Genomic DNA, 23,968 nt, shown 5'->3' on the forward strand with positions numbered 1-23,968 from the left:
ATCTGATGAGGGGGGCGCCGTGCCCAAAGTTGTCTTCATCTCCGCCGACGGCACCGAGACCGGTGTCGACGCCAGGGTGGGCGACTCCGTGATGACGGCGGCGACCCAGAACGGCGTGACCGGCATCGTGGCGGAGTGCGGCGGCAACGCCAGTTGCGCGACATGTCACGTCTGGGTCCGCGAGGAGTTCGTCGAGCGGGTGGGGGAGCCGGGTGACGTCGAGGAGGACCTCCTCGACCTCGCGGTGACGGAACGGCGAGCGGGCAGCCGGCTGTCCTGTCAGATCGTGATGACCGAGGAGCTGGACGGCCTCGCCGTCGAGATCCCGCCGGACCAGCCGTGACCCGACCGTGAGCACGGTGTTCCCACAGGTGGACGAGAAGGGTCTAATGGTCTTATTGTTTTCGAGATTCGAGAGTGACCCGCCCGGCGCACGCCGGACGACACGGACCACCCCGCGATGCAGCAGGCGAAAGGAAGGCCAACGGTGCTCAAGCAGGAGATCAACGAGCTTCTGACGCAGACGGGGCCGGGAACTCCGATGGGCGACCTCTTCCGTCAGTATTGGATACCGGCTCTCCTGGCCGAGGAGCTTCCCGAGAACGACTGTCCGCAGGTCCGGGTGAAGCTCCTCTCGGAGCGCATGATCGCTTTCCGCGACAGCGAGGGCCGCTACGGGCTGATCGACGAGTTCTGCGCCCACCGCGGTGTATCGCTGTGGTTCGGCCGCAACGAGGAGGGCGGACTGCGGTGCGCCTACCACGGGTGGAAGTTCGACGTGACCGGCCAGGCCATCGAGGTGCCGTCCGAGTCGGAGAACGGCAACTTCTGCGCGCACGTCAAGCTCACGTCCTACCCGCTCGTGAAGATCGGTGACGTGCTCTGGACGCACATGGGTGACCCGGACAAGCGGCCTCCGTTGCCGGAGTTCGAGTTCGCCCAGGTGGCACCGGAGCAGACCTACATCTCGAAGCGCTGGCAGGAGTGCAACTGGCTGCAGGCCTTCGAGGGCGGCATCGACTCCAGCCACGTGTCCTGGCTGCACGCAGGGGGTCTGAAGAACGACCCGCTGTTCAAGGGCTCCAAGGGCAACGAGTACAACCTCGCGGACTTCAAGCCGTTCTTCGAGGTCGCCGAAGCCGACGGCGGACTGTTCGTGGGAGCGCGCCGCAACGCCGAGGCAGACAGCTACTACTGGCGCATCACCCCGTGGGTCATGCCCAGCTTCACGATGATCGCGCCGCGTGCCGACCACCCCGTCCACGGGCACTGGTGGATCCCGATCGACGACGAGAACTGCTGGGCCTACTCGTTCGACTACCACCCCACCCGCGCGCTCACGACCACCGAGGTCGAGAACATGAAGGCGGGCCACGGCGTGCACAGCGAGAACATCCCCGGCACCTACCGCCCGACGGCCAACAAGGACAACGACTACCTGATGGACCGCGACGCGCAGCGCCGGGGCGAGTACTTCTCGGGCATCAAGGGCATCGCCATTCAGGACTCCTCCCTGCAGGAGAGCATGGGGCCGATCGTCAACAGGTCCAAGGAGCGGCTCGTCTCCGCCGACGCCGGCATCATCAAGGCCCGGCAGAAGCTGCGGAAGGCCGCGCTCGCTCTGCGTGAGGAGGGTGTCGTGCCCCCCGGTGTCGACCCGCAGCACCACCGCGTGCGTTCGGCCGCCGTCGTCCTGCCGCGGGACGAGTCCTTCATCGAGTCGAGCCGCGACGCGCTCACGGCCGCTCCCGGCAAGCCGCACGCCACCGTCTGAGCGACCCGACGTCCTGGGAAGACAGTGATATGACGATGCGACCCGTGCTGCTGAGCAGCTGCGCCAAGGCGACCACCGCCGCCGAGGCGCGGTTCCGGATCGACGTGCCGATCGAGGGCCGCCGGGGCGCACGGGTGGTGGCCCTGGACGACGACGCCGCGACCATCGTCCGGCGTCTCGCCCTGCAGCAGTGGAACGGCGCCCGGTTCTTCACCCTCGTGGCCGGCGCCGGATCGGTCCGGAACGGTGTCGGCCACGACCCGGACGATATGCCCCTGCACCGCACGAACGGCACGGACACGCGGCTCGCCGACGAGCTCATGGCCGCGGACGTCGCGGTCATGCTCGCCACCGCGGACGGCGGCGCGGCGGCCGCCGCCTCGGCGATCGGGCGTGCCTGCGCCCGGCGCGGCATCATGACCGCCGGCCTGGTGCTCGGTGACCGCCACGAGGTCGGCGACGTCGTCGTCGCCCTCCGGCCGTACGCCCAGGTCCTGCTCGTGACCGCCGACGAGCAGGACGTGCACGAGGTGCTGACCGCGCTCAGGGCGTGAGCGACTCTTCCCCTGCCCGACCCCCGGACGACGGAGGCACGATGGACGAGAAGGTGACCCTGCCCGGGCTGCAGGCGATGAAGCGCGAGCGGCGCAAGATCGTCTGCGTGGTCGCGTGGGACTACCAGATGGCCCGCATCGTCGACCGCGTCGGCGTCGACATCGTCTCGGTCGGCGACACCGTCGGGATCAACCTGTGGGGCCAGCCCAACCCGCTCGAGATCACGATGGACCAGCTGTTGGTGGTCTGCCAGGCCGTCCGGCGCGGGGTGAAGCGCGCGCTGGTGTCCTGCGACTTCCCGTTCGGGCCGCTGCAGGAGGGCCCGGACAGCGCCGTGCGCGCGGCGATCCGGCTCGTGAAGGAAGGCGGTGTCGACCTCGTCAAGCTGGACGGCGCAGCCGATCACCTCGACGCGGTCGCCGCGGTCAACCGAGCCGGGATCCCGGTGTTCGCCCAGTTCGGGATCACCCCGCAGACGGCGCTGCGCTTCGGAATCACCTACAGCGCCACCCCCGGCAAGGGCAGTGAGGTGCCGGTCGAGATGACGGACGAGATGGTGGCCCAGGCGAAGAGCCTGGAGGCGGCGGGGGCCGCGCTGCTGAACTTCACCAACTCCGGCGCGGTCGTCGGCCCCGAGGTCGTCCGGGCCGTCTCGATACCGGTGCTCGGCGGGCACGGCGGTGGCCCGTGGCTCGACGGACGCATCCGGCTGGCCACCGCGGCGATCGGCTACGGTGCCTCGGGCGTGGACGATCCGCCCGACACCTACGCCAACGTGGCCCGGATCGCCCACGACGCGATCGCCGAGTACGCGGCGGACGTCCGGGCGGGGCAGCAGATCAGAGGCGGCATCCCCGTCACCTGAGAGGAAGGTTCGTGCCCAGCACCACGATCGACGGCATCACCACGCACTACGAGGTGAGCGGCACCGGGCCGCCGCTGCTGATGTTCTCCCCGGGCGGCTTCAACGCCACTCTCGGCAACTGGGCCTCCCACGGCATCTACCGGCGCACCAACATGCTCGCGCACCTCACCGAGCGGTACACGTGCATCACGTTCGACCGCCGGGAGTCGGGATCGTCGGGCGGGCGGATCGAGCGGGTCACCTGGGGCCACTACGTGCGGCAGGGCAAGGGGCTGCTCGACCACCTGGGCATCGCGCGGGCACACCTGATGGGCGGATGCGTGGGGTGCTCCATCGCCGCCCGCTTCGCCGTGACCCACCCCGGCACGGCGGCAAGCATGGTGCTGTACTCGCCGGCAGGTGGCGCCCAATACCGCCTCACGCAGCACTCGCGGTTCCAGCAGCATGCGGCGTTCGTCGCGGAGCACGGGCTGGAGCAGGTCGTCGACCGCGCGAAAAGCTCGACGGCGAGCTTCAGCGACGACCCCTGCGTCGGGCCATGGGCCACCGTCATCCGCACGGATCCCGAGTTCGCGGCCGGCTACGCCACGTTCGACCAGGCTCGCTACCAGTTCATCCTGAGTGGACTGGTGCGAACGATGTTCGACCGCGACACCGTGCCGGGCCCGGAGCCCGAGGACCTGATGCAGCTCGACGTGCCCACGCTGGTGGTGCCGGGACAGGACAGGTCGCACGCCACGTCGGCGGCGCGGTACCTGCACGAGTGCCTGGCCGGCTCCGAGTACTGGGACGTACCCGTGGCCGACCAGACGGAGGAGACGGCGCCTGCCCGCGTGCTCCGGTTCCTCGACGCCGTGCGGCTCCTCGACACCGTGGGGTCGCTCGGGGTCTGAGTGGCCCGCGGCTCAGGCGGTCAGGTCGTGGGTCCCCGCGGCGAAGAGGGACTCGACAGCGGGACGCCGGTCGAGGATCTTCTGCGCCACGGCGAGGTCGAGCAGCTTCTCGATGTTGCTCCGGTTCGGGGCGATGCCGTAGGGGAGCGGGTCGGCTCCCGTCACCGCCATCACCTGCTCGTGCAGGCGGTCGACGGGGCTCGGGTCGGTGATCGCACCCGTCCGCAGACGGTCGACGTAGAGATTCTTGGACTCCGCGAACGCCGTGAAGACGTCCCGTGCCAGGTGCGGGTGCTGCTCGAGGAGTTCGTCCTTGACCACCACGAGGTGGTTGATCGGGTAGTACCCGTTGCGGCGCAGCGCGGCCAGTCCGGCCTGCCGCGCGTCGGGGATCAGTGGGGCGACGTCCGCGAGGTCGCCGTCCACCCCGATTCCCGCGGCGATCTCGCCGGCACCCAGCATGGCGGCGAGGTCGCCACCTGCGGGCATCGGCACGACGTTGGCCGGTGGGCGGTACTCGGCGACGTGTTCGTCGCCGGAGAGCACCCAGGTCACCCTGTCCAGGTCGACGCCGTGCTCGTCGGCCAGCACGCCGCGTGCCCACACGCCGGTGGTCACCGTGTAGCCGCGGTTGACGCCGACCTGCCGTCCCTCGAGGTCCGTGGGCGTCCGGATGCCGACCGCGGTGTTGAAGCGGATGGCGCCGTGGTGGAAGGCCCGGACGAGGAAGACGGGCAGCGCCGTGAACCGCACGCCGTGCGCCTTCGCCACCAGGTAGGTCGTGAACGCCATCTCGGAGACGTCGAACTCGAGCGAGCGGACCATGCGGCGGAATGCGGAGACGAGGACCGGCACCTCCTCGAAGTCGAAGACCAGCCCGCGGGGCGCGACCGTGCCGTCCTTGAGCGCCGCGTTGTTGCCCTGGGTGCGCGTGACGGTTCTCAGCTGCAGTGCCGGCATCGGCTTCCTCTCGTGCTCGCTTGGTCACATTATGGTAAGACAGCAGACCATAAGACCGAACTAGTGGCGGCGTGACCGCCCGGGAGTGAGGATCGTGATGGCTGAGGACGTCCTGGCCGCCGTGCGGATGGCTCCCGGCAGGACCGAGATGCGCAGTTTCCCGATGCCGGATGTCCCCGACGACAGCGCCCTGCTGAAGGTCGAGGTGGCGGGCATCTGCGGGACCGACGTCAAGATGTACGCCAAGCCCCCGTTTCCCGACCCGGTGATCATGGGGCACGAGAACGTCGGGACGATCGCCTACGCGGGCCGCGACTTCACCCGGCGCCACGGCGTGGTCGACGGCGACCGCGTGTTCGTCGAGCACTACGTCGGCTGCTTCCACTGCGAGTGGTGCCACCGGGGCGAGTACCGGCACTGCGAGAACACCGACTGGCGCACCAACCCCGACGCCCGGCGGTACGGCTACACGTCCGCGGAGAATCCCTTCCACCTCTGGGGCGGCTTCTCCCAGTACCTGTACCTGCCGTGGAACGCGGTGCTGCACAAGGTCCCCGACGGGGTCTCGGCCGAGCTCGCCGGCATCGTCACCCCGCTGTCGAACGGGATCGAGTGGGCGCTGTTCGCCGCCGGGGTCGGCTACAACTCGACCGTGCTGATCCAGGGGCCGGGACAGCAGGGGCTCTCGCAGGTGGTCGCCTGCAAGCAGGCAGGCGCCTCGCAGATCATCGTGACCGGCACGACCCGCGACGCGGTCCGCATGCAGCTCGCCACCGATCTCGGGGCCGATCACACGATCGACGTCCGCCAGGAGGATCCCCTCACGCGGATCAAGGAGATCACCGACGGCAAGGGCGTCGACGTCGTGCTGGACTGCACCGCCGGGGCCGGAGTGGCGCCGGTGCTCCTGGGCGTGGACGCGCTCAAGCGCCGGGAGGGCACGATGGTGATCCAGGGCGAGCTCGCGGCCTTCCCGGACTTCCCGATGAAGAAGATGACCGAGAAGGCGATCACCATCAAGAGCGCCCGCGGGCACAGCTACCGGGCGTGTGAGCTGGCGCTGGAGCAGCTGGCGTCGGGGCGCTTCCCCTTGGAGCGGCTGACCACCCACACCTTCGGGCTCGACGACGTCGATCGGGCAATCCGGGCGGTCGGGGGTGAGGTGGACGACGGTGTCGTGCATGTCTCACTCCTTCCGTGGTCGGATAAGAAGATCCGCAACGAAGCGAGCAGGTGAGGAGTCAGATGTCGATCGTCGTCCGGAACCCTCCGCGCACCGACGGGGCCAGTGTCACAGCGCTGGCGCGGTTCGGTGTTGCCACGATTCATGAGGCGCAGGGTCGTACGGGGTTGTTGGAGCCGCGGCTGCGGCCGATCTATCCGGGGGCTCACGTCGCGGGAACGGCGGTGACGGTGAGCGTGCCGCCGGGTGACAACTGGATGTTGCACGTGGCGGTGGAGCAGTGCCAGGAGGGTGATGTCCTGGTGGTGGCGCCGACGTTGCGTTCGGATGCGGGGTATTTCGGCGAGTTGCTGGCCACGGCGGTGGCGGCGCGGGGCGTGCGGGGTCTGGTGATCGATGCCGGGTGCCGGGACATCGCGGAGCTGACGCAGATGCGGTTCCCGGTGTGGGCCAGCGCGATCTCGGCGATGGGCACGGTGAAGGAGACCCTCGGCAGCGTGAACGTCCCGCTGGTGTGTGCCGGGCAGTTGGTGAACCCCGGTGATGTGGTGGTGGCCGACGACGACGGTGTGGTCGTCGTGCCCCGCCGCGAGGTGGAGGTGGTGGTCGCGGCGTCGGTGGCGCGGGAGGAGAAGGAGGCCCAGTCCCGCCAGCGCTATCGCAACGGCGAGCTGAGCCTGGATGTCCAGGGGATGCGCGAGCCGCTGGCACGTAAGGGCCTGCGCTATGTCGATCATCCCGACAGCAACGGCGCGGTCGTAGCGCCCACCGGACAGGAGACGGCCCGATGATCATCGACTGTCACGGACACTTCACCACCGTCCCCACCGATCACACCGACTTCCGCAGCGCCCAGCTGGCCCGCCTGGCCGACCCCTCGCTACCCGAGCCCGCGCTGTCGGACCCCAGCGACGACGCCGTACGCGACGCCATCGAGAACAACCAACTCAAGCTGCTGCGCGAACGCGGCGGCGACATGATGATCTTCTCCCCACGCGCATCCGCCATGCAGCACCACGTCCCCGACCCCCACGTCGCCCGCCAATGGGCCCGGGTCAACAACGACCTCATCCACCGGGTCGTCGGGCTGTTCCCCCAGCACTTCATCGGAGTCTGCCAACTGCCCCAGACCCCCGGCGGATCCCTGGATGACTCCGTGACCGAGCTGCACCGGTGCGTGGAACAGCTCGGGTTCGTCGGGGCCAACCTCAGCCCCGACCCCTCCGGCGGGCACTGGACCTCACCGCCGATGACCGACCCCTACTGGTTCCCGATCTACGAAGCACTGGTCGAGCTCGACGTCCCGGCGATGATCCACGTCTCCGCCTCGTGCAACCCGGCCTTCCACGCGTTGGGCGCGCACTACATCAACGCCGACACCTCCGTGTTCATGCAGCTGATCGAAGGCGACCTGTTCACCCGGTTCCCCACCCTGCGATTCGTCATCCCCCACGGCGGCGGCGCGGTGCCCTACCACTGGGGCCGCTACCGCGGACTGGCCGACCGACTGGGCCGCCCCCCACTGCACGAACACGTGATGAAGAACGTCTTCTTCGACACCTGCGTCTACCACCTGCCCGGCGTGCGCCTGCTCCACGAGGTCATCGACACCGACAACATCCTGTTCGCCTCGGAAATGATCGGCGCCGTCCGCGGCATCGACCCCGAAACCGGCCACCACTGGGACGACACCAAACGCTACATCGACCAACTCGGCCTCACCGAGGACGACCGACGCAAGATCTTCGAACTCAACACCCGCCGCGTCTACCCACGACTCGACGCCCAACTCACCGCCGCGGGGCGTTAGACGGTATGGAGGCCTGGGCTGGGGCCTCACCACATGTGAGCGTGGGTTGCCGGGCAGGAGTGGGTCCTGGCCGGTAGAGCCACAAGATGTGGGAGGCCCCAGTGGAGCGGAATCGTACGAGTGTCGGGCTGGACGTGCACGCACGCTCGGTGCTGGCCTGCGGGCTGGACGCGGAGACCGGGCAGCTGTTCGAGCGCCGGTTGACCCCGGATCACGGCGAGATCGCCGGATGGCTGCGGTTGCTGCCGGGCCCGGTCGCTGTGGCCTATGAGGCCGGGCCGACCGGGTTCGGGCTGGCCCGGTTCTTGACCGGGCAAGGGATCCAGTGCTGGGTGGCGGCGCCCTCCAAGCTGCAGCGGCCGTCGGGGGATCGGGTCAAGACAGACAAGCGTGACGCCCGGCACCTCGCCCGGCTGCTGCACCTCGGGGAGATCGTTACGGTGACGGTGCCGAGCGTGGAGCGGGAGGCAGCACGCGATCTGATCCGGGCCCGCGACGATGTGCGCGGGGATCTGATGTCGGCGCGGCACCGGTTGTCGAAGCTGTTGCTGCGCCAAGGGATCGTCTACTACGGCGGCAAACCGTGGACCGGTGTGCACGAGCAGTGGCTGCGCGCCCAACGCCGCTCGCAGGTGTTCACCGCGCCTGGGTTGGGGCTGGCCTTTGACATCGCCTACGACACCTTGCTGGCCACGGTTGCACGTCGGGACCGGCTCGACGCCGCGATCACCGAGATGGCCGCCGACAGTGTGTTCACTCCGGTCGTGACCCGGCTCGGGTGCCTGCGTGGGGTCTCGACGTTGACCGCGTTCGGGCTCGCGGTAGAGATCGGGGACTGGCAGCGGTTGACCGGCCGCTCGATCGGGGCCTATCTCGGGCTGGTGCCCACCGAGTCCTCCTCCGGGGCGTCGCGGTCGCAGGGTTCGATCACCAAGACCGGCAACGCCCACGCCCGCCGGCTGCTGATCGAAGCGGCCTGGCACCACCGCCGCCGCTACCGGCCCGCAGCGGCGCTGCGGCGCCGACAGGATCGGGCCACCCCGGCCGCCCGCGACCGCGGCCAGCGCGCCAACCAGCGCCTGCACACCCGCTGGGCCCGCTTCGACGCCCGCCACAAGCAACCCGTGATAGCCAACACCGCAATCGCCCGTGAACTGGCCGGCTGGTGCTGGTCACTGGCCGTCCTGCACGACTAACCCGCGGACCTCACACACGTCCGGATAAGCCGAGCCGGTGACGGCAGCGCCTGCGAGCGAGACCCGCGACCCTCCTATGAGCACCCCCCTACCCACACCCATCGCTGGGGAGCGCGAGGGGGCGACGCTCGCTACTAGACCCGCGGTCCCCGCTCGAGCCGAACAGTCCGTCCTGCGGTGACCAACCCGCGAATATCAGACTGACGACGCGTCGATTACCGACACGCTCGTCACCAGCTTGACCCATCCGGGCCCCGGGGCGGTGTCCACAGCGGCGCGCCGTGGACACCGCCCCACCTTGCCCACTTGACAAAACCGGCCGACATATCAGGAGGGGTGCTGAGCAACTCCGCCCGTAGCGAGCGGTGATCCAGGTGCAGTGTCCTTGCGGGACGCCCGCGCCCGGGCGATCGCGAGGCGGAGGAGGGGCCGATACCGCTGTTGTATCGGGCCCGACGACAACGCCGCGAGGGCGCGCCTGGGCGCCGCGCAGTAGGGCCGAGTTGCTCAGCGCGCTCCTAGCTGTCGGTGGCCGAGCCCCCGTCCTTGTGAGCCGAGCGGTCGTTCCTGAGACGCTGGGCCGTGCGGGCGAGGTGCTCGGTCATCACCGCGACGGCTGCGGCCTCGTCCCTGCGCTGCACCGCGAGGACGAACTCGCGGTGCTCCGCCGTGCCGCGGATCCCGACGTGGGGGTCCTCCTCCTGTGCACGGATCAGCGACATCAGCATCGGTCCGTGGAACGACCGGGCGAGCATCTCGACGGCTGCGTTGTGGGTGGCGCGCGCAACCCGGACGTGGAACTCGGCCGAGAGCGCCGCGGGGTAGGTGTTCTCCGCCTTCAGGTGGGCCTCCGCGCGGTCGCAGATCTCCAGCAGGTCGGCGATGTCCGTCTCGTCGGCACGCTGGCACACGAGGGACACGATCCCGACCTCGAACACCTGCCGGGCTTCCGTGACGTCGCCGGGCTCGATCACGGAGAACGTGAGCAGGTCCGAGATGCCCTCTCCCACAAGTGCGCTCGTCGGTGCGGTGACGAACGCCCCGCCGCGGGCGCCCACGCGGATGGTGACGAGACCGTTGGCCTCGAGACCTCGCAGCGCCTCGCGCACCGTCACCCGGCTCACGCCGAACCGCTCGCCCAGCTCCCGCTCGGACGGTAGGCGATCGCCGGCCTTGAGCTGGCCGTCGCGGATCAGCAGGCGGATCTGGTCGACGATGAGCCTCGAGACCCGCCCCGCGTTCACGCGGTTGAACATGTCGCCGTACCGGTCGGGCGCCGACGTGTCAGGTGCGTCGGAGTGAGCGCTCATGGCCTGATGATAAGGCCACACTCACCTGGCACCGGTTGGCCCGGCTCCGATCCCTGGTCAATCGGGCGGGTCCGCGATCTTGTCACGGGCGCCGGGCGCCTGCCGATGTGGAGCGGCGTCACGCCGCCGTGGCGGAAAAGCCCGGTCACACGGCTGTGGGCAGCATGGGTGGATGTCGCCCGCGTGCCAGGATCGTGGCCCACGCGCGAGTGCAGGAGGTCGACCCCGTGGCGTTGCGGTATGCACTGCTGGCCTTGCTCGAGGCCACGCCGATGAGCGGTTACGAGTTGACCAGGCAGTTCGACGCCTCGGCCGCCTACGTGTGGCACGCCCACCATCCGCAGATCTACACGGAGCTGCGCCGGATGGAGGCCGACGGACTGGTCGAGGCCGAGGAGGCGCCGCGGGGAGCCGGCGCGACGAAGCGGCACTACTTCATCACCGACCTCGGGTGCGACGAGCTCCTGCGCTGGGTCTCCGAGGTGGCCGAGCCCGCCCGTGAGCGGGATGCCGCGTACCTCAAGGCCACCTACTTCGAGTTCGGCTCGTTCGACCTGGCGCGCCGCCACCTGCGCAGCCACCTCGAGCACTACGAGCGGATGGCGGTGCGGTGGCAGCTGCACGCCGACCAGCTCGAACGGCGCGACACGTTGTTGCTGCGACAGCGCCTCGCGCATGCGCCACGGCATGCGCAGGCCGCGATCGTCGCCTTCAAGGTGCACGTGTACCGGGGCCTGACCGAGCGGGCCCACACCGAGGTGCGGTGGGCCCGGCAGGGGCTGGAGCTGGTCGATCGGCTCGAGAGCGAGACCGGACTCCCGGCCGACGAGACCGTCAACCGCCCGACCCCGCCGAAACGGTCCACCACCTGATTCCGCCGCGAGCGACGGTGCTCCCCGGCACTGTTTTATGTACGTCTTTACGTATACGGTGACTCATGTCGGCGGCGGCAACGGGAGGGTCGACGATGACCGGAACGGCGACCGTGAACGTCGGCGAGGTGATCGAGAAGGCCCGGCTCAACCCGGTCCGGGTGCTCTGCGTCGCGCTCTGCGCGCTGGTCGCCCTGTTCGACGGTCTCGATCTGCAGATCATCGGGCTCGCCGCGCCCTCCATCGCCGCCACGATGCACATCCCGGTGGGAGCCCTGGGCGCGGTGTTCTCCGTCGCCCTCGCCGGGTTGGCCGTCGGCGGGCTCGTGATCGCGCCGTGGGCCGACCGCCTGGGCCGCAAGGCGGTGCTGGTGGCCGCGGTCGTGACCTTCGGCGTGTTCACGCTCGCCACCATCACCGCGAACACGGTGACGACACTGCTGGTCTACCGCTTCCTCACCGGCCTCGGACTGGGCGCCGCGGTGCCCTGCGCGATCAGTCTCGCCTCCGAGGTGGTTCCGGCCCGGCGGCGTGCCGCGGTCGCCGGGCTCCTCTTCGCCGGCTTCCCCCTCGGCGGCGTGCTCGCCGGGCTGCTGGGCAGTGCCCTGATCCCGGCCAGCGGCTGGCACAGTCTCTTCGTGGTGGGCGGCGTCGGCCCGCTGCTCACGGCCGTCGTGCTCGTGATTGCGCTCCCCGAGTCGCTGATCTTCCTGGTGTCCCGCCGGGCACCGCGTCGGCGCGTCGCGCGGTCGATGGCCCGGGTGGCGCCCGACGTCTCCATCGATCCCTCGCTGCTGGTGGCCGACGCGCGTGACCGCACCGCGGGCGCTCCGGTGGCCCGCCTCTTCGCCGCCGACCGCCGGCTCGGGACCGCGCTGTTGTGGACCGCGTCCTTCGTGGCGTTCGGCGTGCTCGTCGTCAACACGTCGTGGGCGCCCACCCTGCTCGCACCCCTCGGGCTGCCGGTCGCCCGCACGGCATTGGCACTCGCCCTGTTCAACGCAGGCAGTGTGGTCGCCACGGCAGCAGGCGGCTGGTTGATCACCCGCTACGGCGCGCGCCGCGTGCTGCCGGCCGCGTTCCTGCTCGCCGCCATCGGGCTCGTCGGGGTCGGTGTGCTCGCCCCGTCGGCGTCAGGGGTGGCCTCGGCGGAGGTGCTCGTCGGCCTCGGGCTCGGATGCGCGAGCTCGGGAGTGATCGCGCTCGCCGCCGTGGCCTACTCCACCGCGATCCGCTCGACCGGTGTCGGATGGGCGCTGGGCATCGGCCGGGTCGGCTCGTTCGCCGGCCCTCTCGTCGTCGGCGCGCTGGCCGCGGCCGCGTGGGCCGTGGTCGGCGTGTTCGCCGTGCTCGCGGCCGCATGCCTGGTGGGCGGCGGTGCGGCGGCCGCGCTCCGACCCGTCCGCGACGCCGGACCGTCCTCCCGTTCCCCTCTCCACGAAGGAGCCGCATGAGCCGCATCCCACTGACCCTCGCCTGCTGGGACTACGACCGCACGCAGGCGCTCGCCGACGGATCGGTCCGTCCGGACGGGCTGGACCTCACCTACCTGTGCCTGCCGGTGGAGGAGACCTTCTTCCGGATGCTGCGCCACCGCGAGTTCGAGGCGGCGGAGATGTCCCTGGGGTCCTACGTCACGAACCTGGCCGCTGATCCCGACGGCACGGCGTTCGTCGCGATCCCGGTGTTCCCCTCACGCGCGTTCCGGCACAACGGGATCTACATCCACAGCGGGAGCGGCATCGAGAAGCCGGCCGACCTCGTGGGCCGCACCGTCGGCGTGCCCGAGTACCAGCTCACGGCCGTGGTGTGGATCCGCGGCATCCTCGCCGACCACCACGACGTGCCGGTGTCCTCCGTGAAGTACCGGACCGGGGGGATGCACCAGCCGGGCCGGGTGGAGAAGCAGGCGCTGAACCTGCCGCCGGAGATCGACATCGCGCCGATCGCGCCGGACCGGACGCTCGCCGACATGCTGGTGACGGGCGAGATCGACGCCCTCTACGCCCCGCGCACACCGCGCCCGCTGCTGGAGGGGCGGCCCGAGGTCCGGCGCCTGTTCGCCGACCCGCGCGCCGTGGAGGAGCAGTACGCCGCCGAGACAGGGATCTTCCCGATCATGCACGTCGTGGTGGTGCGCCGGGACGTGTACGAGGCGCGGCCGTGGGTGGCGCAGTCGCTGTTCGCCGCGTTCGAGCAGGCCAAGGCGTTGACGGAGAGCCGGATGTCCGAGACCGCGGCCAACCGTTACATGCTCCCGTGGCAGTACGACGAGGTCGAGCGCACCCGGCGGGTCCTCGGCCCCGACTTCTGGCCGTACGGGCTCGAGCGCAACCGCGCCACCCTCGAGGTGTTCCTGCGCTACGCCCACGAGCAGGGCCTGACCGCACGCCGCCTCACGCCGGACGAGCTCTTCGTTTGCGAGACCCTCGAGAGCTACGTGATCTGATGGGGACGGCGACGATGGATCTGGAGGCGGTCCGCCACGACATCGCCGACGCGTGTCGCGTCATGGCCGCCCGCGGGCTCGCCGACGGCGTGCTGGGACACGTGAGCGTGCGCGTCGACGCCGAGCACCTCCTCGTGCGCTGCCGGGGCCCGCGCGAGCGGGGCCTGGCGTTCACCGAGCCCGCCGACGTCCGGCTGGTGAACCTCGACGGCGAGGGCGACCTCGACGGCGGCTACAGCGTCCCGAACGAGCTGCCGCTGCACACCGAGGTGCTGCGCAGCCGGCCCGAGGTGCGTTCGGTGGTGCACGCCCATCCCTTCGCCGTGGTGGCAGCCGACCTCGCAGGCCTGGCGATCCGGCCGATGCTCGGGGCCTACGACATCCCGGGCGCCCACCTGGCCGCGGGCGGCGTGCCCGTCCACCCGCGGGCCGTCCTGGTGCGCGATCGGCGCCTCGCGGCCGAGATGGTGGCGTCGATGGGCGACCGGCCCGTGGTCGTCCTGCGCGGGCACGGGCTGACCAGCACCGGGGACAACCCGGCACACGCGGTGCTGCGCGCGATCAGCGTCGACACCCTCGCCCGCATGGCGCTCGCCGTCGCGAACGCGGGCGGTACACCCGTCGACCTCCCCGACGCCGACCTCGCCGAGCTCCCCGATCTCGGCAGCGGGTTCACCGAGTCCACCGCGTGGCGCCACGAGCTCGCCCGCCTTACCGGCGCCGAATAGCCCGCGCGTCGCCCGGATTCCGGGCACGAGTCCGGCGATTGCTCCCGGAGGTCGTGCCCGGATCTCGCGGTGCTGAGCGGTCAGTGCTCGTCGCAGGCCCGCGAAACCGGTGATCTCGACCACGGCATATGGACCAGCAGCGCAGTGCAGGGTCTGATCCGGGACGTACCGGCATGCGAGGCACGTGCCTCGCGCATCATCATGTCGGGGACGGCCGGGATCGAACACGGCCGCCTGGAGCTGTGCTGGAGCCTGCGACCACCGGGGCTGGACCCCCGCTGCGACGGCGCGCGGGGAGGACGAGAGGGAAGAGCATGACCACTGCGACGAACCGTGTCGCCATCATCACCGGAGCAGCGCGTGGCATCGGGGCCGCGACGGCGCAGCGGCTCGCTGCCGACGGGATGGCCGTCGCTGTGCTGGACCTCGACGAGCCCGGGGCGAAGGCCGTGGCCGAGCAGATCGTCACCGCCGGTGGGCGGGCGCTCGGGGTGGCCGTCGACGTGTCCGACCCCGAGGCGGTGCAGGCGGCCGTCGACCGTGTCGCGGCCGAGCTCGGCGCGCCCACCGTGCTGGTGAACAACGCCGGCGTCACGCGCGACAACCTGCTGTTCAAGATGACCGAGGTCGACTGGGACACCGTGATGGGCGTGCACCTGCGCGGCGCGTTCCTCATGACCCGGGCCGTGCAGAAGCACATGGTCGAGGCGAAGTGGGGCCGGGTCGTCAGCCTGTCGAGCACGTCGGCGCTGGGCAACCGCGGCCAGCTGAACTACTCCACGGCCAAGGCCGGTCTACAGGGCTTCACCAAGACGCTCGCGATCGAGCTGGGCAAGTTCGGCGTCACCGCCAACGCCATCGCGCCGGGATTCATCGCCACCGAGATGACCCGCGCCACCGCGGATCGGCTGGGTGTGCCGTTCGAGGACTTCATCACCGCGTCCGCGAAGCAGATCCCGGTGGGGCGGGTCGGCCAGCCCGAGGACATCGCCCACCTGGTGTCGTTCCTCGTGAGCGAAGGCGCCGGGTTCATCTCCGGCCAGGTCGTGTACGCGGCCGGCGGTCCGAAGGCCTGAGGCCACCGCACCGGATCACCGGGGCCGGCCGGAGCGTCTGTGCTGCGGCCGGCCTCGACGTACCACCACCTCGTACCTGGCAGGTGCGGCGAGGAGTTCTCAGGCGGCTCGGTCCGGGATCACGTCCGCTCGTGCCCGGATCGCCGCCACGAGCCCGGCGGCATCGTCCGCGTGGAAGCGGAGCTCGGTGATCTCCGCCGTGCGACCCCCCGTCAGCGCGACGGTGACGGGCCGGTTCAGCGTGACCTCGACCGTGGTCTGGTTGGACACCACGACGTGCAGGGTGGCTCCATCGACCTGCACCGTGCGGCCGTCGCGGCTGCGGCGCACCCGCCGGGCACCCGCGACCGCGTCCCACGGGATGCGCACGTCGAGGCCTGCTCCGTAGCGCACGCGCAACCCCGACGACCCCGCCGTGTGCGGGTGGACGATCACCCCGGCGAGCATCCCGAGCACCAGCACCGCGCCCCAGACGCCGAGGATCAGCAACACCACGCGCAACCATTGCCACGGCCACGGCACCATCAGGTCCAGCGCCACGACCTCGATGACCGACAGGACGAGTATCACCACGATCGGCGCCAGCATCGGACCGTGGTAGGCGAAGGCCGCGTCGCCGGGCCCGGCGTCGGGGCGCCGCAGCACCCACCGGGCGAGGCTGCGCCACCCGGCGACCTCGAACTCCGCGGCGCGCCGCGCAAGGATCGGTAGGGGAGTCATCGCCCGCTCCAGATCCCGTACACGCGGCGGACGACCTCGGCCTGCGCCGGGGCGAGGTCGCGGAGGAAGGCGGCGGCGAACGGATGGGCGTCGAGGTCCAGGCCCGGGTCGATTCCGGCCACGAGCTCGGCGGGGACGGCCGCGGCGAAGTCCCGCGCGAGTTCGGTGACGTCCGGGTCGTCGACGGACCGCGTCGTCAGCTGGTCGAACCGGCGGTACAGCTCCGCCGTGCGCGCCACCACCTCGGGATCATGGAGGACCTCTCGATACTGCTCGGCGACGAGCGCAGCGGCCCCGCTGGTGTCGAGAAGCGCGAGGAACTCCCGGTCGCGCCGGGCGGCGTCGCTTCCGGGGAACGCCGTGGTCATCCGGTCGAGCAGCTCGGCGGTGGGCACCGACACCGCGTCGTCGGCGTCCAGCGGGCCATCGGCGGCCCGGCGCAGCAGCTCCGCCAGCCGCTCCCTGCGCCGCCGGATCTCCACCTCCTGACGGGCGAGGTCGGCGTCGATCTCGGCGAGGATCTCGCCCAGCTCCCGGCCCTCGTCGTCGGCGAGCACGTCGGCCGCCTCGTCCAGGCTCAGTCCCAGCTCGGTGAGGCGCCGCACCCGGGCGAGCCGCAGCACGTCACGCACGCCGTAGGTCCGGTACCCGTTGACCCGCCGTGGAGGCTCGGGCAACAGCCCGATGCGGTGGTAATGGCGGACGGCGCGGGTGGACACCCCGACCGCCTCCGCCAGCTCGCCGATGCGCATGCAGCAATCACAAACCCTGACGTTGCGACAAGGTCAAGCCCCGGGCCGGGGATCAGCGCGCGAGACGGAAGGTGGAGTACGTCACCGTCGCCCCGCGCAACGTCAGGTCGCGGGAGGCGATCACCTCGGTCCGGAGCCCGGCCGCCGTCGCGAGGCCGAGCACATGATCCTGGTCACCGGACGTGCCGAAGAACATCAGCACGCGACCGCCCGGCCGCAGGCGTGCATCGATGCCGGAGAAGAACCGGCCCACGGCGGCGTAGCCCTCGTCGGCCATCGCGCACTCGAGCATGTCCCGCGGGGCGAACCAGCGGAACGGTGGATCGATGACCATGAGGTCGAAGCTGCCCTCCACAGCCGAGTACACGTCGCTGACGCAGAACGTGGCGTGCACTCGGTTGCGGGTGGCGTTCGCCGTCGCCGCCTCGACAGCGGCGGGGTTGACGTCCACACCCACGACGTCCGCCGCGACGCCGGCCGCGAGGATCGCGTTGACCCCGGAACCGGTGCCCATGTCGAGCACGCGGTCGCCGGCGCGTACCTCGTCGAGCACGGCCCGGCCCAGCAGGTCGGACGTGGGGGTCGGGGCGAAGACGCCTGGCGGGACCACGAGGTCGAGCCCGAGGTAGGACAACCGCTGCTCCCCGGCGCTGCTCATCGCGCGGTAGGCGCGCTCGTGCCAGCGTCGGAGGTCCGCGATCCGGTCGTCGGACATAGCGGGCCGGTAGGTCACGGCCGCGACGTTAGGGCGGCCGCCGCCGGCGCCGCGACCGAATTCGCCCTACATGTGCATCCACCCGCCGTCGACGATCCAGCGCTGGCCCGTGCATGCCCGGCTGTCGTCGGCGGCGAGCCACAGCACCATGCGCGCGATGTCGTCGGGATGAAGGACGTGCGGCAGGGCCTGGGCCGCGGCACGGAAGGCGTCCGCCTCAGGGGTCAGCCAGGTCTCCCGCTGCCGTGGTGTCATCACCGAGCCGGGCAGCACGCAGTTGACGCGCACACCGTCGGCGCCGAACTCGCGGGCCAAGGACCTCGTGAGGCCTTCGATGGCGGCCTTGGCCGTCATGTAAGCGGTGAGGTCGAGCAAGTCGATGTGAGCGCTGATCGAGCCGATGTTGATGACCGATCCGCGCCCCGCGGCGCGCATGGCGGGGGCGACGGCCTGCGCGGCGAAGAACATGTGGTCGAGGTTCACCCGCATCCGCTCGTCCCAGTACGCAGGCTCGATCTCGGTGACTGCGTGGCGGGTGTCGTTGCCCGCGTTGTTGACGAGCACCTGCACGTCGCCCAGTTCGGCGGCGATCTCCCGGATCACTGCCCGGTAGGCGTCGAGGTCGCGGATGTCGCACTCGCGGAAGAGGGGCCGGGGGTGGCCTTGCGCGGTCACGTGCTCGACGAGCGCGTCCCCGGCCTGCGTCTGGATGTCGACGAATCCGACCCGCGCGCCCTGCGCCGCGAACTGGGCCACGTACTCCGCGCCCAGGCCGCTCGCACCTCCGCTGATGAGGACCACGGCGTCGCGCAGGCTCGGGTAGGTGGCGTAGCCGGTCATGCCGGAACCCGTCGATCGAGATGCACGAGATCCGACTCTAACCCCGTGATCACCTCTGGCCGCTCGGTCAACAGGACGCGACGCGATCAGCCGGCAGCGGGAGGAACTCCAGCCGAAGGCTGTCCGATCGTGGCAGGAGGATGGCCGGTCGGTGGCCCTGTGCCCAGTCGGCCGGGAGCAGGAGGAAGTACCGCGACCCGGCCTGGGGCACGAGCTTGAGACCCGGGTACCGGAACCCGGCGCCGTTCGGCGCCGGCTCCTCCGTCAGCCCTGCGGTGCTCAGGTTCAGGCTCGTCTCGCTGTAGACGGCCACGTCCCCGACACATGCCAGATCCGCGGCGAACGCCTGTGCCTTCCCGATGCCGACACCGACCGCGTAGGTCCCCACGGTCCAGAAAAGTCCGATGCTCACCAGGAGGAAGACGCAGCCCGCTCTCGCGACGGCCAGCGGGTCGGAGGTGCGCAGGCCCGGGCGGGCCGGGCCGAGGAGCCGCCACAGCCGAGCGGCGTATCCCAGGAGCAGCACGCCGACCGTGAGGCTGACGCCCCTTGCCTCTGCGAACGAGGCCGGGAACACGGGCAGGGCGAAGATCGCGTCGGCCGTGACGAGGGCGAGCAGCGCCGTGCCGAGCAGGCCCGCTGCCGGCAGCAGCCCCCAGAGCGCCACGCGCCGGGGCCGACCCGACCAGCGCTCGACAGGCAGCCGATGGATCGAGATGGCTACGAGGGTGGCAACCGCGAGGAGGGCCAGCGGAACCACCGCCGCGTCCGCGCTGTTGATCAGGTAGGCCTGCGCAGGCAGGTCGAGGGCCGTGAAGTTCAGGCCGAGGTGGCGGTAGTAGCCGACCGCGTAGAGCAGCCCGAAGTAGAACAGCAGCCCGGTCAGCAACGTCGTCGGAGCGACGATCGAGCCGACGAGCCGTAGCACCCGCGGCAATGTGTCGGCCGTGTCGAGTCCCCCGGGGGGAGAGGATTCGACGACCGGGTGAGGGGGCGCGGCGGGTGCGTCGACCGGTCCGGATTCGGGAGCCGAGCGCGCGGTTGCGGTCTGGTTCGTGCCCGCGGTCATCCGGCCGACTCGCTTGTCTCGCTCGTCTCGGTGGTCGCGGTCGTCTCGGTGGGTTCGTCGGTCGGGATCGGATCGGTTGTGGGCCCCACGGGATCGTTGGCCTCGCATCCGACGGTGACGGTGACCCGGGTGTCGGGAGGCACCTTCACACCGTCCCCGGTCGGCGGGGAGATCGCTTCCACGGCGCAGTAGTAGTAGAGCTGCGGCTCCATCTCGAAGTAGCCCGGTCCGGGTTCGGGATGGACCGGCGTGTCCCTTGCCCGTCGATCGAGTGGACGTCGTACGTGAGCGTCACGCAGGTTGGCTCGTAGCCTGCTTCCGTGCAGGCGTCCCTCGCTGCTGCCTCCCAGTTCTCTTGGTCGGCGAGGTTGCTCTCCGGCTGAGGGATGTCATGCCGCACTCCGGGCGGGGCACCGCCGGGCCGCCCCTGGCCGCTCCCCGGTCGCGGGACGACAGGTGCGCCTCCCGGCCGCGCCGGGCTTTCCGGGGGTGGCTCCGGCGGGGCGACGCCGGTCGTTTCTGCTGCGGCGACATCGGAGGCTCTCGGCAGCGGCGCCGCAGCCGGCTCGGCCGCGGCGCCGCAGGCCAGCGCCAGCGCACTGAGGAGCGTCACGACTGCCAGCCGTACGCGATTGCCCGGTGCTGACATCTCGACCCCCTGTCGGCGGGTGGATCAGGGGGAGGAGTGGCGTGCTGCCTGCGGTGATACAGCGCGGCGGTGTCACCGGGCATGGTGGTGACATGCGTGCATGGGTGGTGGAACAGCCCGGGCCGATCGAGACCGGTCCGCTGCGTCCCGTCGATCTGCCCGAGCCGGAGCCCGGGCCGGGAGAGGTACGGGTGCGGGTGCTGGCCTGCGGGGTGTGCCGCACGGATCTGCACCTCGCCGAGGGTGATCTCCCGCCGCGACGGCCTTCGACGGTGCCCGGCCACGAGGTCGTCGGAGTGGTCGACTCGCTCGGCGCAGGCGCGGATCGGTTCGCGGTCGGCGATCGCGTGGGGGTCGCCTGGCTGCGGGGCACCTGCGGCCGCTGCCGGTGGTGCCGCACCGGCCGGGAGAACCTCTGCCCGTTTGCGACGTTCACCGGCTGGGACGCCGACGGCGGCTACGCCGAGCACGCCGTGGTGCCCGAGGCGTTCGCCTACCGGGTGCCCAAGGGGATCGGGGACACGCAGGCGGCCCCATTGCTGTGCGCCGGGATCGTGGGGTATCGGGCGCTGAAGCGCGCTGAGCTGCCTCCGGGCGGGCGGCTGGGGATCTACGGCTTCGGGGCGTCCGCGCACATCGTCGCGCAGGTGGCGATCGCGCAGGGAGCCACGGTCCACGTGCTCACGCGATCGGCGCAGGCGCGGAAGCTCGCCCTCGACCTCGGGGCCGCCTCGGCCGGATCGTCCGACGACCCGCCGCCCGAGCCGCTCGACTCCGCCGTGCTCTTCGCGCCGGCAGGTGGGCTCGTGCCGGTGGCGATGCGGGCCCTCGACCAGGGCGGCACCCTCGCCGTGGCGGGGATCTACCTGTCCGATATCCCGCGTCTCGGCTACGCCGAGGAGCTGTTCCGGGAGAAGCAGCTGCGCAGTGTCACGGCCAACACGCGAGCAGACGGGGAGGAGTTCCTGCAGCTCGCGGTCGCGCTGGGGGTGCAGGCCACCGTCACGCCGCATCCCCTCGCCGAGGCCGACCGCGTGCTCGCCGACCTCGCGGCGGGCCGCGTGACCGGCGCGGCCGTCCTCGTCCCGTGAGAGCGGTGAGAGGCCTCAGCCGCTCGTTCTCCCGCCACGGGACGCGAGAAGCCGCTGTGGAACGCGGAGGTGACGAGACAGCCGGAAGGTGATCGGCGGGCTGCTCGTCACGAGCTCCTTGTACGCAACCGCTGCTCTTCCGGAGAGGTACCAGCGGCGCGGGCTGTCGTCGGGGCGGGTGAACTGGATGACCGCATCTCGCCGGCCGAGACTCACCGGCTGATGGATGTACCCGAACCGGAACGGGCGCAGAGTCTTCCCGTCGATCGTGCGTGCCACGTTGTCCGCCACGTGGGCGGCGGACGGGATCCCGCTCTGGCAGGTTCCGTGCACCACACCCCAGGGCATGGTCACGGCGGCGGAGTCGCCGACGGCGAAGACCTCCGGATGTGAGACGGAGCGGAGGAAGGCATCGACGATCACGCGACCCTGCCCGTCCACGTGGAGGCCCGCGTCCCGGGCCAGGGGCGGGGCGACGAACCCGCCCGTCCAGAGGCACGCGTCGAAGCGCACGAGCTCACCGCCCGCCAGCTCCACCGCGTCCGGGAGGATCTTCCGTACTTCGATGCCGCTGCGCACGCCGATACGCAGACGGTTCAGGGCCGCGTCGAGGTGGGCGCGGGCCCCCGGACCCATCGTCGCGCCGGCTTCTCCCCGACCGAGCAGCATCACCCGCAGGTGCGGGAACGACTCCGCGATCTCCGTGGCGGCCTCGACGCCGGTGAACCCGTTGCCGCACACCACGACGGCCCCGCCCCGGGGCAGATCGCGTAAGCGGGCGGCCAGGGCCGCGGCAGCGCTCGGCCCATCTAGTGTGTGCGCGTGCTCGGCGATCCCTGGCACGGCCGCACTGTTGGTTGCGCTGCCCGTCGCGCAGACGAGGTGGTCGAAGCCGATCTGCGTGACTCCCTCGGCGGTGTCGATGTCGATACGCCGGGCGGCGAGGTCGATGCCGCGTGCCCGGCCCTGGACGAAAGTGGCGCCCGCCCCGGCCAGGAGGTCGGGCAGCGCGATCTCGGCGAGTCGCTGGCCGGTGGCGAGCTGGTGCATCCGCAGCCGTTCGGTGAACAGCGGCGATGGGTTCACGAGCGTGACCGCTCCCCGCCGCACGCGACGCGCGAGGCGGATCGCCGTCAGCGTTCCGGTGTAGCCGGCCCCCAGCACCACGGTGTGAACACGTGCATCTCGCTCGGCCACCGGGCCACCTCCTCGCGGGTCACGCGGACCGTCCCGGACCGCCGCGTCCAGCGAAGCAACGGCGAGTGCGCGGCGTCCAACAGATCTCCGGCCGCTTGCACAACCATCGGTTGTCCGCGTAGACATCCGCCGGGCGGTGGCGGGGGGAGTAGAAGCGTGCGCGACGGCCAGGTGGATCTCGACCTTGCGCAGGTCCGCGCCTTCGTCGCGGCCGCTGATGCGCTGAACTTCAGCCGCGCGGCCGCCCATCTGCACCTCACCCAGCAGGCGCTGTCGAAGCGGGTGCAACGCCTCGAGCACGCGCTGGGCGGTCCGCTCTTCTCCCGGAGCGGCCGCAGTGTCGAGCTCACCGACGCCGGCAGACGATTCCTCCCCGAGGCGCGCCGGCTCCTCGTGTTCGCCGATTCCGCGGCCGCGACGGCACGCAACGGGAACGCGCGGCTGCGCGTCGACGTCTGGGGCCAGCTTCTCGCCCCGCTGCGCCTGGTCGGCCGCGTGCTCGACGCCGACGACGGTCTCGAGGTCGAGCCGAGCATGCGGCGTGGCCTCGCCGCAGCCACTGCCGCCCTTCTGCGCAGCGAGGTCGACGCCGCCTTCGGCAGGGTGCACGACCTCGGCACGCCATGGCCACGATCACTGCGGCATGCCCTGGTGCATCTGGACGCTCAGGGGGTTCTCCTGCGTGACGAGCATCCACTCGCCGGCACGAGCCTCCGGCCGGCCGATCTCGAGGGCACCACGTTGTGGGCGCCGACCACCCGGGACGCCCCGGAGTTCAGCGGCTACATCCGCCGGTTCGCCGAATCGTTCGGGGCCCGGGTCGACGCGACGGGCACGAACCTGGGGATCGACCAGGTGGTGAGGCAGCTCGGCGAGCGAGCGCACATGATGACGCTCGTACCGGCCGACATTCCCGTCCCGGCGGGGTCGGGGTGCCGCGTCGTCCGGCTGGTCGACCCGGTGCCTCGGTATCCCTGGTCGGTGGTGTGGCGACGCGACGACGCCGACCCGGTTCTCGCGCGCTTCCTCCGGTGTCTGCTCGCGATCGACCGCGCAAACCGGCGGTTCGATGCGAGGCGCGACTGGCTACCCGAGATCGACCGCACTCCGCGATCGTGACCCGAGCGCTCCTGATTACTCGGTGGCTGCGGCCCACCGATGAAACGCGCCCCGCATCAGCACAGATTGCCGATCCATGGTGTGCAGGTGTACGGGCGTGAACGAGCCGTTTGCGGGCCGAGACCTGCCTTAACGGCGCGCACCC

Annotated in this window: 25 protein-coding genes; 16 read left to right on the top strand and 9 right to left on the bottom strand. The window is 71.0% G+C overall.

Features of this window, described 5'->3' with window-relative positions; all coding sequences use genetic code 11:
* Window positions 1-19 precede the first annotated feature (19 nt).
* The 5 genes from ACQPZQ_RS21380 (at window position 20) to ACQPZQ_RS21400 (ending at window position 4,087) form a co-directional block, all read left to right on the top strand.
* Window positions 20-343, top strand: a complete 324-nt coding sequence (locus ACQPZQ_RS21380; RefSeq protein WP_433298569.1) for a 2Fe-2S iron-sulfur cluster-binding protein — start codon at window positions 20-22, stop codon at window positions 341-343.
* Between the two features lie 144 nt (window positions 344-487).
* Window positions 488-1,774: a Rieske 2Fe-2S domain-containing protein gene (locus ACQPZQ_RS21385; protein ID WP_433298571.1), complete on the top strand. Its 1,287-nt coding sequence runs from the start codon at window positions 488-490 to the stop codon at window positions 1,772-1,774.
* 29 nt (window positions 1,775-1,803) lie between these two features.
* Entirely contained in the window at window positions 1,804-2,328 is a 525-nt protein-coding gene (locus ACQPZQ_RS21390) for a hypothetical protein (RefSeq protein WP_433298573.1), read from the top strand.
* Window positions 2,329-2,369: 41 nt separating this feature from the next.
* On the top strand, window positions 2,370-3,194 hold the full coding sequence (locus tag ACQPZQ_RS21395; protein ID WP_433298575.1) for a 3-methyl-2-oxobutanoate hydroxymethyltransferase: 825 nt from the start codon (window positions 2,370-2,372) through the stop codon (window positions 3,192-3,194).
* An 11-nt stretch (window positions 3,195-3,205) separates the two neighbouring features.
* On the top strand, window positions 3,206-4,087 hold the full coding sequence (locus ACQPZQ_RS21400) for an alpha/beta fold hydrolase (protein WP_433298577.1): 882 nt from the start codon (window positions 3,206-3,208) through the stop codon (window positions 4,085-4,087).
* A gap of 12 nt (window positions 4,088-4,099) precedes the next feature.
* On the opposite strand, the gene ACQPZQ_RS21405 is transcribed toward ACQPZQ_RS21400, so the two are convergent.
* Entirely contained in the window at window positions 4,100-5,047 is a 948-nt protein-coding gene (locus ACQPZQ_RS21405) for a hypothetical protein (protein WP_433298579.1), read from the bottom strand.
* Window positions 5,048-5,144: 97 nt separating this feature from the next.
* On the opposite strand from ACQPZQ_RS21405, the gene ACQPZQ_RS21410 reads away from it, so the two are divergent.
* From ACQPZQ_RS21410 to ACQPZQ_RS21425, 4 genes are all read left to right on the top strand, one after another.
* Window positions 5,145-6,284, top strand: coding sequence for a zinc-dependent alcohol dehydrogenase (locus tag ACQPZQ_RS21410; RefSeq protein WP_433298581.1), 1,140 nt, complete (start codon window positions 5,145-5,147; stop codon window positions 6,282-6,284).
* Window positions 6,285-6,292: 8 nt separating this feature from the next.
* Entirely contained in the window at window positions 6,293-7,021 is a 729-nt protein-coding gene (locus tag ACQPZQ_RS21415; RefSeq protein ID WP_433298583.1) for a 4-carboxy-4-hydroxy-2-oxoadipate aldolase/oxaloacetate decarboxylase, read from the top strand.
* Window positions 7,018-8,040, top strand: coding sequence for an amidohydrolase family protein (locus tag ACQPZQ_RS21420; RefSeq protein ID WP_433297165.1), 1,023 nt, complete (start codon window positions 7,018-7,020; stop codon window positions 8,038-8,040). The genes ACQPZQ_RS21415 and ACQPZQ_RS21420 overlap by 4 nt, the downstream gene beginning before the upstream one ends.
* A gap of 101 nt (window positions 8,041-8,141) precedes the next feature.
* A complete protein-coding gene (locus ACQPZQ_RS21425) occupies window positions 8,142-9,236 on the top strand; it encodes an IS110 family transposase (RefSeq protein ID WP_433298585.1) in 1,095 nt (364 codons plus the stop codon).
* 518 nt (window positions 9,237-9,754) lie between these two features.
* Here ACQPZQ_RS21425 and ACQPZQ_RS21430 read toward each other — a convergent pair.
* Window positions 9,755-10,546, bottom strand: a complete 792-nt coding sequence (locus ACQPZQ_RS21430; RefSeq protein ID WP_433298587.1) for a FadR/GntR family transcriptional regulator — start codon at window positions 10,544-10,546, stop codon at window positions 9,755-9,757.
* Window positions 10,547-10,740: 194 nt separating this feature from the next.
* Here ACQPZQ_RS21430 and ACQPZQ_RS21435 point away from each other — a divergent pair, with 194 nt between their 5' ends.
* The 5 genes from ACQPZQ_RS21435 to fabG all read left to right on the top strand — a co-directional run bounded on the left by ACQPZQ_RS21435 (window position 10,741) and on the right by fabG (window position 15,671).
* Window positions 10,741-11,418 (top strand): PadR family transcriptional regulator, encoded by a 678-nt coding sequence (locus ACQPZQ_RS21435; protein WP_433298589.1) that lies wholly within the window; start codon window positions 10,741-10,743, stop codon window positions 11,416-11,418.
* Between the two features lie 95 nt (window positions 11,419-11,513).
* Entirely contained in the window at window positions 11,514-12,872 is a 1,359-nt protein-coding gene (locus ACQPZQ_RS21440; protein ID WP_433298591.1) for an MFS transporter, read from the top strand.
* Window positions 12,869-13,867 carry an ABC transporter substrate-binding protein gene (locus tag ACQPZQ_RS21445; RefSeq protein WP_433298593.1) on the top strand — a complete coding sequence of 333 codons (999 nt, stop codon included), beginning with the start codon at window positions 12,869-12,871 and terminating at the stop codon, window positions 13,865-13,867. The genes ACQPZQ_RS21440 and ACQPZQ_RS21445 overlap by 4 nt, the downstream gene beginning before the upstream one ends.
* Before the next feature lie 14 nt (window positions 13,868-13,881).
* Window positions 13,882-14,595 (top strand): class II aldolase/adducin family protein, encoded by a 714-nt coding sequence (locus tag ACQPZQ_RS21450; RefSeq protein WP_433298595.1) that lies wholly within the window; start codon window positions 13,882-13,884, stop codon window positions 14,593-14,595.
* A gap of 314 nt (window positions 14,596-14,909) precedes the next feature.
* A complete protein-coding gene (fabG, locus tag ACQPZQ_RS21455; protein ID WP_241040561.1) occupies window positions 14,910-15,671 on the top strand; it encodes a 3-oxoacyl-ACP reductase FabG in 762 nt (253 codons plus the stop codon).
* A 99-nt stretch (window positions 15,672-15,770) separates the two neighbouring features.
* Here the strand turns inward: fabG and ACQPZQ_RS21460 are convergent, their stop codons facing one another.
* The 6 genes from ACQPZQ_RS21460 to ACQPZQ_RS21485 form a co-directional block, all read right to left on the bottom strand.
* On the bottom strand, window positions 15,771-16,391 hold the full coding sequence (locus tag ACQPZQ_RS21460) for a hypothetical protein (protein WP_433298597.1): 621 nt from the start codon (window positions 16,389-16,391) through the stop codon (window positions 15,771-15,773).
* Window positions 16,388-17,143: a MerR family transcriptional regulator gene (locus ACQPZQ_RS21465; protein WP_433298599.1), complete on the bottom strand. Its 756-nt coding sequence runs from the start codon at window positions 17,141-17,143 to the stop codon at window positions 16,388-16,390. Before ACQPZQ_RS21465 ends, ACQPZQ_RS21460 begins: the two co-directional genes overlap by 4 nt.
* A gap of 52 nt (window positions 17,144-17,195) precedes the next feature.
* The gene (locus ACQPZQ_RS21470; RefSeq protein WP_433298601.1) at window positions 17,196-17,876 is read right to left on the bottom strand and encodes a methyltransferase; all 681 of its coding nucleotides are present in this window, start codon (window positions 17,874-17,876) and stop codon (window positions 17,196-17,198) included.
* Window positions 17,877-17,924: 48 nt separating this feature from the next.
* On the bottom strand, window positions 17,925-18,698 hold the full coding sequence (locus ACQPZQ_RS21475) for an SDR family NAD(P)-dependent oxidoreductase (protein ID WP_433298603.1): 774 nt from the start codon (window positions 18,696-18,698) through the stop codon (window positions 17,925-17,927).
* Window positions 18,699-18,765: 67 nt separating this feature from the next.
* Complete coding sequence (locus tag ACQPZQ_RS21480; RefSeq protein WP_433298605.1) at window positions 18,766-19,767, bottom strand: hypothetical protein; 1,002 nt, start codon at window positions 19,765-19,767, stop codon at window positions 18,766-18,768.
* On the bottom strand, window positions 19,764-19,979 hold the full coding sequence (locus ACQPZQ_RS21485; RefSeq protein WP_433298607.1) for a hypothetical protein: 216 nt from the start codon (window positions 19,977-19,979) through the stop codon (window positions 19,764-19,766). The genes ACQPZQ_RS21480 and ACQPZQ_RS21485 overlap by 4 nt, the downstream gene beginning before the upstream one ends.
* A gap of 529 nt (window positions 19,980-20,508) precedes the next feature.
* Between ACQPZQ_RS21485 and ACQPZQ_RS21490 the strand changes: the two genes are divergently transcribed.
* Window positions 20,509-21,507 carry a zinc-dependent alcohol dehydrogenase family protein gene (locus ACQPZQ_RS21490; protein ID WP_433298609.1) on the top strand — a complete coding sequence of 333 codons (999 nt, stop codon included), beginning with the start codon at window positions 20,509-20,511 and terminating at the stop codon, window positions 21,505-21,507.
* Window positions 21,508-21,522: 15 nt separating this feature from the next.
* Here the strand turns inward: ACQPZQ_RS21490 and ACQPZQ_RS21495 are convergent, their stop codons facing one another.
* Entirely contained in the window at window positions 21,523-22,704 is a 1,182-nt protein-coding gene (locus ACQPZQ_RS21495) for an NAD(P)/FAD-dependent oxidoreductase (protein WP_433298611.1), read from the bottom strand.
* A gap of 156 nt (window positions 22,705-22,860) precedes the next feature.
* On the opposite strand from ACQPZQ_RS21495, the gene ACQPZQ_RS21500 reads away from it, so the two are divergent.
* Window positions 22,861-23,823 (top strand): LysR family transcriptional regulator, encoded by a 963-nt coding sequence (locus ACQPZQ_RS21500; protein ID WP_433298613.1) that lies wholly within the window; start codon window positions 22,861-22,863, stop codon window positions 23,821-23,823.
* The last annotated feature ends 145 nt before the right edge of the window (window positions 23,824-23,968 follow it).

Source organism: Pseudonocardia sp. CA-142604 (assembly GCF_050948475.1).
Taxonomy (GTDB): domain Bacteria; phylum Actinomycetota; class Actinomycetes; order Mycobacteriales; family Pseudonocardiaceae; genus Pseudonocardia; species Pseudonocardia alaniniphila.

Coding starts and splice junctions, on each gene's coding strand:
- ACQPZQ_RS21405 (WP_433298579.1), bottom strand. CDS start 5,047: ATGCCGGCACTGCAGCTGAGAACCGTCACGCGCACCCAGGGCAACAAC.
- ACQPZQ_RS21490 (WP_433298609.1), top strand. CDS start 20,509: ATGCGTGCATGGGTGGTGGAACAGCCCGGGCCGATCGAGACCGGTCCG.
- ACQPZQ_RS21480 (WP_433298605.1), bottom strand. CDS start 19,767: ATGACCGCGGGCACGAACCAGACCGCAACCGCGCGCTCGGCTCCCGAA.
- ACQPZQ_RS21475 (WP_433298603.1), bottom strand. CDS start 18,698: ATGACCGGCTACGCCACCTACCCGAGCCTGCGCGACGCCGTGGTCCTC.
- ACQPZQ_RS21390 (WP_433298573.1), top strand. CDS start 1,804: ATGACGATGCGACCCGTGCTGCTGAGCAGCTGCGCCAAGGCGACCACC.
- ACQPZQ_RS21410 (WP_433298581.1), top strand. CDS start 5,145: ATGGCTGAGGACGTCCTGGCCGCCGTGCGGATGGCTCCCGGCAGGACC.
- ACQPZQ_RS21420 (WP_433297165.1), top strand. CDS start 7,018: ATGATCATCGACTGTCACGGACACTTCACCACCGTCCCCACCGATCAC.
- fabG (WP_241040561.1), top strand. CDS start 14,910: ATGACCACTGCGACGAACCGTGTCGCCATCATCACCGGAGCAGCGCGT.
- ACQPZQ_RS21430 (WP_433298587.1), bottom strand. CDS start 10,546: ATGAGCGCTCACTCCGACGCACCTGACACGTCGGCGCCCGACCGGTAC.
- ACQPZQ_RS21445 (WP_433298593.1), top strand. CDS start 12,869: ATGAGCCGCATCCCACTGACCCTCGCCTGCTGGGACTACGACCGCACG.
- ACQPZQ_RS21465 (WP_433298599.1), bottom strand. CDS start 17,143: ATGCGCATCGGCGAGCTGGCGGAGGCGGTCGGGGTGTCCACCCGCGCC.
- ACQPZQ_RS21485 (WP_433298607.1), bottom strand. CDS start 19,979: ATGGAGCCGCAGCTCTACTACTACTGCGCCGTGGAAGCGATCTCCCCG.
- ACQPZQ_RS21460 (WP_433298597.1), bottom strand. CDS start 16,391: ATGACTCCCCTACCGATCCTTGCGCGGCGCGCCGCGGAGTTCGAGGTC.
- ACQPZQ_RS21450 (WP_433298595.1), top strand. CDS start 13,882: ATGGATCTGGAGGCGGTCCGCCACGACATCGCCGACGCGTGTCGCGTC.
- ACQPZQ_RS21395 (WP_433298575.1), top strand. CDS start 2,370: ATGGACGAGAAGGTGACCCTGCCCGGGCTGCAGGCGATGAAGCGCGAG.
- ACQPZQ_RS21415 (WP_433298583.1), top strand. CDS start 6,293: ATGTCGATCGTCGTCCGGAACCCTCCGCGCACCGACGGGGCCAGTGTC.
- ACQPZQ_RS21440 (WP_433298591.1), top strand. CDS start 11,514: ATGACCGGAACGGCGACCGTGAACGTCGGCGAGGTGATCGAGAAGGCC.